A 7,261-nucleotide genomic window follows, 5' to 3' on the forward strand; every position below is an offset into this window, starting at 1 on the left:
TCCGGTGCAGGTAGGCCGATTCGTCCCGGTCCAAGCGCAGTGCCGCGCCGATGGCGTCCAAGACCTGATCCGACACGCGGTGGCCGTCGCCCTGTTCCAGACGCGTGTAGTGGGCGATGCTCACGCCCGCCAGCCGCGCCAGTTCCTCCCGTCGCAGACCCGGGACCCGGCGCACCCTGCCGTAGTCGCGCAGCCCGGCGCTCGCCGGACGCACCCTGGCCCGACGCGATTTGAGGAATGCGCTCAGCTCGGCCCGGTCGTCCACTCGACCACCCTACGAGGCGGCGGCACGCTCAGGGTGATCACGTCGTGAGTACCCAGCACACCGGGCTGCGGCCGGACCGGGGCGTTCCACGCTCTGAGGCGAGTCGCCGCACGACCGGCCCCGTCCGCTCGCACGCGGCTCACCTCGCGGTATCCCCCTCACGAACGGAGCGCAGCAGTGTCCCGAACACTCGGACTCATCGGCAGCGGCATGATCGGTTCCGCCCTCGCCCGCCTCGCCGTCGCGGCGGGCCTCGAGGTCGTCCTCAGTAATTCGCGCGGCCCGCGGACGCTCGCCGGTCTCGTCGCCGACCTCGGCGGGCATGCCCGAGCGGCCACACCGGCAGAGGCCGCGCGCGCGGGCGATCTGGTGGTGGCGGCCATCCCGCTCAACGCCTTCGAGCGACTTCCCGTCGAAGCCCTCAGCGGCAAGACAGTGCTGGACACGGCGAACTATTACCCGGAGCGGGACGGTCGTCGGACCGAACTGGACAACGGCGAACTGACCTCCAGCGCGTTGCTGCAGCGTCATCTCGCCGGTTCTCGCGTGGTCAAAGCGTGCAACACCATCACCCCGCACCAGCTGCTGTCCCTGGCGCGCCCCGCGGGCGCGCCGGACCGCAGCGCCCTGCCCATCGCCGGCGACGACGTGGCCGCCAAGACGGAGGCGGACCTGCTGCTGGACCTGCTCGGCTATGACACGGTGGATATCGGCACCCTCGCCACCAGCTGGCGCAGCGAACCGGACACACCGGTGTACATCCAGCCCTACCTCGGCGAGATACCCGCGATGAGCGTCGACGACTTCCTCCGCTGGACCTTTCGCACACCCGGCATCCCCGCCCCCGCGACCCGTGTCGCCGAATTGGCCGAGATCGCGGTCCGCCGCCCCGCAGGCGACGCCAGGCTTCCGAGCGACTCACCCAGCCCCGGCCACCCGGCCTCCGGCGCCGCCGCGGTCCAGCGGTGACCGCTGGGGGTGTGGCACCATCTGGTAGGTGACCAGCAAACCCGCCACGCCGCCGCAGCTGCGGGACCTCGCACGGTTGCGCCGCGTTCGCGACCGCATCGATCGGGAGTACGCGCAGCCGCTGGACGTCGAGGCGCTCGCGCGCGACGCGCACATGTCGGCCGGGCACCTCAGCCGCCAGTTCCGGCTCGCCTACGGCGAGTCGCCGTACTCCTATCTGATGACTCGGCGCATCGAACGGGCGATGGCGCTGCTGCGGCGCGGTGACCTCAGCGTCACCGAGGTCTGCTTCACGGTGGGGTGCTCGTCGCTGGGCACCTTCAGCACCCGCTTCACCGAGCTGGTCGGCGTGCCGCCGAGCGTCTACCGGCGCGAAGCCGCGCTGGCGACCGCCGGGATGCCCTCCTGCGTCGCGAAACAGGTCACCAGACCGATCAGGAATCGAGAAGCGCCGGCTACTCGGCCGCATCTAGCCTGACTGCCATGGACATCACGATCAACGCGAGCTTCCTGCCGCACGACGACCCGGACGCAGCCCTCGCCTTCTATCGCGACACTCTCGGCTTCGAACTCCGCAAGGATGTCGGCTACGAAGGGATGCGCTGGCTCACGGTCGGCCCCGTCGATCAGCCGGGCACATCCATCGTTCTGCACCCGCCGGGGGCCGACCCGGGCATCACCGACGACGAGCGCCGCACCATCGCGGAGATGATGGCCAAGGGCACGTACGCCAGCATTCTGCTGGCTACCAAGGATCTCGACGCCGCCTTCGAGCGGCTGGCCGCCAGCGACGCCGAGATCGTCCAGGAACCGACCGAACAGCCGTACGGCGTGCGCGACTGCGCGGTCCGCGATCCCGCGGGCAACATGGTCCGTATCCAAGAACTGCGCTGAGCCCCTCGGGCGCTCGCATGCGCCGCCGCCCGCTACAGCGGTGAAAGCCGCCGGGCACCGGCTCACCCACGCCTGAGGCGTCCGAGTAGCCGGTGCCACGGCGGGCGGCGCCAGCGTCCTTCGGCCGGACGCGAGAGGCCGACGGCCACATCCACCCGCCCGGCGTCCCGGCAGAGGTGAGCAGACCCACCGGGCGGAACTGGTTAGATCGAGCCAGGCGACGCCGACGGAGACCGCGCAGGCGGTCCCGCTTGACAGATGGAGACACGATGAGCACGGCCACCAGGACAACCACGCAGTCGCCTGCGCCGCACACCGCCGACAGCCACGACCTGATCCGCGTGCACGGGGCGCGCGAGAACAACCTGAAGGACGTCAGCATCGAGATACCGAAGCGACGGCTGACGGTGTTCACCGGCGTTTCCGGTTCGGGCAAGAGTTCACTGGTGTTCAGCACGATCGCCGCCGAATCGCAGCGGCTGATCAACGAGACCTACAGCGCCTTCGTGCAGGGCTTCATGCCGACGCTGGCCCGGCCCGAGGTCGACGTGCTCGAGGGATTGACCACCGCGATCATCGTCGACCAGCAGCGCATGGGTTCGGACCCGCGCTCCACGGTCGGCACCGCCACCGACGCCAACGCGATGCTGCGCATCCTGTTCAGCCGGCTCGGACAGCCGCACATCGGCTCGCCGCAGGCCTTCTCCTTCAACGTCGCCTCGATCAGCGGCGCGGGTGCGGTGAAGGTGGAGCGCGCCGGAAAGACCGTCGCGGAGCGCCGCAGCTTCAGCATCACCGGCGGCATGTGCCCGCGCTGCGAAGGCAGGGGCTCGGTCTCCGACATCGACCTCACCCAGCTCTACGACGACTCGAAGTCGCTCGCCGAGGGCGCGTTCACCATTCCCGGCTGGAAATCCGACAGCTTCTGGACGGTGCGGGTGTACGCCGAGTCGGGCTTCGTCGACCCGAACAAGCCGATCCGCAAGTACACCAAGAGGGAGATGCAGGACTTCCTCTACAAAGAGCCCACCAAGGTCAAGATCGAGGGCGTCAACCTCACCTACGAGGGCCTGATCCCCAAGATCCAGAAGTCGTTCCTGTCCAAGGACCGGGAGGCGATGCAGCCGCACATCCGGGCGTTCGTGGACCGGGCGGTCACCTTCACCGTCTGTCCCGAGTGCGACGGCACCCGCCTCAGCGAGGCGGCTCGATCATCGAAGATCAAGGGCGTCAATATCGCCGACGCCTGCGCGATGCAGATCAGCGACCTGGCCGAATGGGTCGGCGGCCTCGACGAGCCGTCGGTGGCGCCGCTGCTGGCCGCGCTGCGGCACACGCTCGACTCGTTCGTGGAGATCGGGCTGGGCTACCTCTCGCTCGACCGCCCCGCGGGCACGCTGTCGGGCGGCGAGGCGCAGCGCACCAAGATGATCCGTCACCTCGGCTCCTCGCTCACGGACGTCACTTACGTCTTCGACGAGCCGACCATCGGCCTGCACCCCCATGACATCCAGCGGATGAACGATCTGCTGCTGCGGCTACGCGACAAAGGCAACACGGTGCTCGTCGTGGAGCACAAACCGGAGACGATCGCGATCGCCGACCATGTCGTCGATCTCGGCCCCGGGGCCGGTACGGCGGGCGGCACCATCTGCTTCGAGGGCAGCGTCGAGGGTTTGCGGGCCAGCGGCACCGTCACCGGCCGTCATTTCGACGACCGGGCCGCGCTCAAGGAGACGGTGCGCAAGCCCAAGGGAAAGCTGGAGATTCGCGGTGCGCAGGCGAACAACCTGCGCGACGTGAACGTCGACATTCCGCTGGGGGTGCTCGTCGCCATCACCGGCGTGGCCGGCTCCGGCAAGAGCTCGCTCGTGCACGGGTCGATCCCCGCGAGCGAGGGCGTGGTCTCGGTGGACCAGGCGCCCATCCGTGGCTCGCGGCGCAGCAACCCGGCGACCTACACCGGGCTGCTCGAACCGATCCGCAAGGCGTTCGCCAAGGCCAACGGTGTGAAACCGGCGCTGTTCAGCGCCAATTCCGAAGGCGCATGCCCCACCTGCAACGGCGCGGGCGTCGTCTACACCGACCTGGCCATGATGGCCGGTGTCGCCAGCACCTGTGAGGAGTGCGAGGGCAAGCGGTTCCAGGCCTCGGTGCTGGAATACCATCTCGGCGGCCGCGACATCAGCGAGGTGCTCGCGATGTCGGTGCTCGAGGCCAAGGAGTTCTTCGGCGACGGCGCGGCGCGCACGCCGGCCGCGCACGCGATTCTCGGCCGGCTCGCGGACGTCGGGCTGGGGTACCTCAGCCTCGGCCAGCCGCTCACCACGCTGTCCGGCGGCGAGCGGCAGCGGCTCAAGCTGGCAACCCACATGGCCGACAAGGGCGGCGTCTACGTCCTGGACGAGCCGACCACCGGCCTGCATCTGGCCGACGTGGAGCAGTTGCTCGGCCTGCTCGACCGGCTCGTGGAGGCCGGCAAGTCGGTCATCGTCATCGAGCACCACCAGGCGGTGATGGCGCACGCCGACTGGATCATCGATCTGGGCCCCGGGGCGGGTCACGACGGCGGCCTGGTCGTCTTCGAGGGCACACCCGCCGATCTCGTGGCCGCTCGCTCGACCCTCACCGGTGAGCACCTCGCGGCCTACGTCGGCGCCTGACCGGCGCTGTCCCGAGCACCGTGTGACGGCGACCGCGCCGCTGGACCGAGGCGGTCAGGGCGCGGTCGCCGTCACGGTGGCGTCGCCGAGCGTTGATCCGAGGCGTACCCCGCGCGCCCGGCGGCGCGGAGGCCGGGCGACGTCAGTTCCAGTTGTCTATCTTGACGTCGTAGGGCTCCGGCGCGCCTTTCCCGGTTTCGACCAGCGACTTCAGGCTCAGCAGGAAGACCGCCCACTTGGTGCTGCAGTGGTACATGGCCTCCACGGGCTCCTTCCAGCCTTGGTGCTTGAACAGGACGATGGTCTGGTCGTCGGCCCGGCCGAGGTTCCAGTCCAACTGCGTGCCGACCCAGTCGTCGGGTCCGTCGATCACCTCCCACAGCACATGCTTGCCCAGCTCGAGTTCACGCACCCGCATATCGAATCCACCTGCTCCGAAACGGAATTCGAGCACGTCACCGACTTCGGCGCCTTTGCCCCGGGTGTCGGTCGTCCACCAACCGGCAAGCCCCTCGGTGGTGGTCAAGGCGGCGTAGACGTCGGACGCCGGCGATTTGATTCCGACCCTGTGCAGAATGTCGACCATTTTCGATCCTTCTCTCGTTGGTTTGCTTCCGGCAGCGGGAATTCACTGCTGGTCTTGCCTGCGCTGGATCGCCTCGGCGATCCGCTTGATGCGACGGAGCCTGGCGTCCCATGCCGCCCCGACCGAGGACAACTGGGCGACCGCGCGAGCGAGCTGCGCCTCGTCCACCCGGTATCTCCGCTCCCGACCGGCCGGTGTGCCGTGCACCAAGCCGACGCGATCGAGCACGACGAGATGTTTCGCCACCGCCTGCCGCGTCACGGGCAGCCGCTCGCTGAGACTGGTGGCCGTGCCGTCCCCCTCCGCCAGGAGCAGGTCGAGCATGCGGCGGCGCGTCGGATCCCCGATCGCGGACCATAGGTCGTCGTCGACGACGGCTGTCACGGCGTCGACACCAGCCGCACGATGTACTCCCCGAGCCGGGGGACATAGGTGTCCCACCCCATGCTGTGCTCGCGGTACTGTTCCGCCAGTTTGGCGGCCTCCCAGCCCATTTCCCGGAACCCCGTCTCGGTGAGCCGAATCCTGGTGCCCGCGCCCGACGCGGTGAGTTCGAAGGTGACCAGCAGCGCGTCGGCGGAGTCGTCGACCGCGCCCGGATAGCACCAGCGGAACGCGAACAAGCGTGGCGGCTCGGCCTGCACCACCTTGATCGGGGCGACGTCCACCCGGTCACCCCAGACCAGTTCGCCGACCGCCCCCGGAACCACTTCGAACGCGGCCTCGTCGCTCCACCATTCCGAGATGTGCTCCGGGCTGCTGACGACCTCGTAGACCACCTCGGGCGAGGCGTCGACGTGTATCTCCCGCTCGATGCTGCCGTATTCCATGCTCTCGCAACCTCCATATGCAACGTTTGGTTGCACATACGCTAGCGGCCCAGCACCCTTTACGCAACCATTGGTTGCTTCACCCTTTCGGCACCACCGCGGTTGCGAGCACTGCGAAGGGCGGCGGAATGCCCGCACCCTTGAGTGCGACATTTGCGACAACTAGAGTAATTTCGTCGCACCGAACGAGAGGGGTCGATGATGACCGCACACCTGGGCACCGCGCACGACGAAGCCACGCCGGAGGATCCGCAGCTCGGGCCGGGCACACTGCTGTGGCGCCACCTGGGTGATCTGCGACTGTTCCTGGTCGCCGCGCCCTACGGTCTACTGGAGCTGATGCACCCCGCTGTGGGGTCCGGAGTCACGCAGCATTCCGACTTCTTCGGCGATCCCTGGGATCGGATTCTGCGATCGATTCCCGAGATCATCGGCACCGTCTACGACCCCGTCGAACGCGGCACCGGCGCCAGGGTGCGGGACTACCACCGAGACATCAGGGGCACCGACGAACACGGCGATCGCTACCACGCCCTCAACCCCGAGATCTATTACTGGACGCACGCCACGATGGTCCAAGCGGTCATCGACATCGCCGATGTCTTCGGCGACCGCCTGACCGCCACCGAACATGAGCAGCTGTACCAGCAGAGCAAGACCTGGTTCCGGCGATACGGCGTGAGCGACCGGCCGATGCCCGCCGATTACGCCGCTTTCCAGCGCTATTTCCAGGACGTCTGCCGTGACGTCCTGGAAGCTACCGCCTCGGCGCGCTGGTTGACCGAACGGCTGCGATTCACCAGCGACATGCGGCTGCCGTACCTGCCGCAACCGGTCGAACGGGTGCTGCGGCCGGTGATCATGTCCGAATACCGGGTGATCACCGCCGCGCTGCTGCCCGAACCGGCCCGCGACAAACTCGGTCTGCGTTACAGCAAGACGGACCGGGCACATTTCCGCGCCGCCGCGAGTCTGATCCGCAACGCCTGGCCGCTGGTCCCCGAACCCCTGCGCTACCACCCGCGCGCACGAGAGGGCATGCGGCATGCCCGCG

Annotated in this window: 9 protein-coding genes; 5 read left to right on the plus strand and 4 right to left on the minus strand. The window is 68.6% G+C overall.

Annotated elements, in window-relative coordinates:
• A partial coding sequence (locus tag ON27_RS19915; RefSeq protein ID WP_043729647.1) for a helix-turn-helix domain-containing protein occupies positions 1 to 265 on the minus strand: 265 nt, incomplete at its 3' end.
• 177 nt (positions 266 to 442) lie between these two features.
• Between ON27_RS19915 and ON27_RS19920 the strand changes: the two genes are divergently transcribed.
• The 4 genes from ON27_RS19920 to ON27_RS19935 all read left to right on the plus strand — a co-directional run bounded on the left by ON27_RS19920 (position 443) and on the right by ON27_RS19935 (position 4,791).
• Positions 443 to 1,234: an NADPH-dependent F420 reductase gene (locus ON27_RS19920; protein ID WP_051046785.1), complete on the plus strand. Its 792-nt coding sequence runs from the start codon at positions 443 to 445 to the stop codon at positions 1,232 to 1,234.
• A 28-nt stretch (positions 1,235 to 1,262) separates the two neighbouring features.
• A complete protein-coding gene (locus tag ON27_RS19925) occupies positions 1,263 to 1,712 on the plus strand; it encodes a helix-turn-helix transcriptional regulator (protein WP_043729650.1) in 450 nt (149 codons plus the stop codon).
• A gap of 5 nt (positions 1,713 to 1,717) precedes the next feature.
• Entirely contained in the window at positions 1,718 to 2,128 is a 411-nt protein-coding gene (locus tag ON27_RS19930) for a VOC family protein (RefSeq protein ID WP_043729655.1), read from the plus strand.
• A 269-nt stretch (positions 2,129 to 2,397) separates the two neighbouring features.
• Positions 2,398 to 4,791 (plus strand): ATP-binding cassette domain-containing protein, encoded by a 2,394-nt coding sequence (locus ON27_RS19935; RefSeq protein ID WP_043729657.1) that lies wholly within the window; start codon positions 2,398 to 2,400, stop codon positions 4,789 to 4,791.
• Positions 4,792 to 4,933: 142 nt separating this feature from the next.
• Here ON27_RS19935 and ON27_RS19940 read toward each other — a convergent pair whose 3' ends face one another.
• Genes ON27_RS19940 through ON27_RS19950 form a run of 3 tightly spaced genes read right to left on the minus strand, consistent with a single transcriptional unit; the run spans position 4,934 to position 6,207 of the window.
• Positions 4,934 to 5,377: an SRPBCC family protein gene (locus tag ON27_RS19940; RefSeq protein ID WP_043729664.1), complete on the minus strand. Its 444-nt coding sequence runs from the start codon at positions 5,375 to 5,377 to the stop codon at positions 4,934 to 4,936.
• 42 nt (positions 5,378 to 5,419) lie between these two features.
• The gene (locus ON27_RS19945) at positions 5,420 to 5,761 is read right to left on the minus strand and encodes an ArsR/SmtB family transcription factor (RefSeq protein WP_043729665.1); all 342 of its coding nucleotides are present in this window, start codon (positions 5,759 to 5,761) and stop codon (positions 5,420 to 5,422) included.
• Complete coding sequence (locus tag ON27_RS19950) at positions 5,758 to 6,207, minus strand: SRPBCC family protein (protein ID WP_043729666.1); 450 nt, start codon at positions 6,205 to 6,207, stop codon at positions 5,758 to 5,760. Before ON27_RS19950 ends, ON27_RS19945 begins: the two co-directional genes overlap by 4 nt.
• Positions 6,208 to 6,408: 201 nt before the next feature.
• On the opposite strand from ON27_RS19950, the gene ON27_RS19955 reads away from it, so the two are divergent.
• Positions 6,409 to 7,261 (plus strand): oxygenase MpaB family protein (locus ON27_RS19955; protein ID WP_169334521.1); only part of this gene is annotated, 853 nt, incomplete at its 3' end.

The sequence above is a fragment of the Nocardia asiatica NBRC 100129 genome (assembly GCF_000308415.1).
Lineage (GTDB): Bacteria > Actinomycetota > Actinomycetes > Mycobacteriales > Mycobacteriaceae > Nocardia > Nocardia asiatica.

Coding starts and splice junctions, on each gene's coding strand:
- ON27_RS19930 (WP_043729655.1), top strand. CDS start 1,718: ATGGACATCACGATCAACGCGAGCTTCCTGCCGCACGACGACCCGGAC.
- ON27_RS19935 (WP_043729657.1), top strand. CDS start 2,398: ATGAGCACGGCCACCAGGACAACCACGCAGTCGCCTGCGCCGCACACC.
- ON27_RS19940 (WP_043729664.1), bottom strand. CDS start 5,377: ATGGTCGACATTCTGCACAGGGTCGGAATCAAATCGCCGGCGTCCGAC.
- ON27_RS19950 (WP_043729666.1), bottom strand. CDS start 6,207: ATGGAATACGGCAGCATCGAGCGGGAGATACACGTCGACGCCTCGCCC.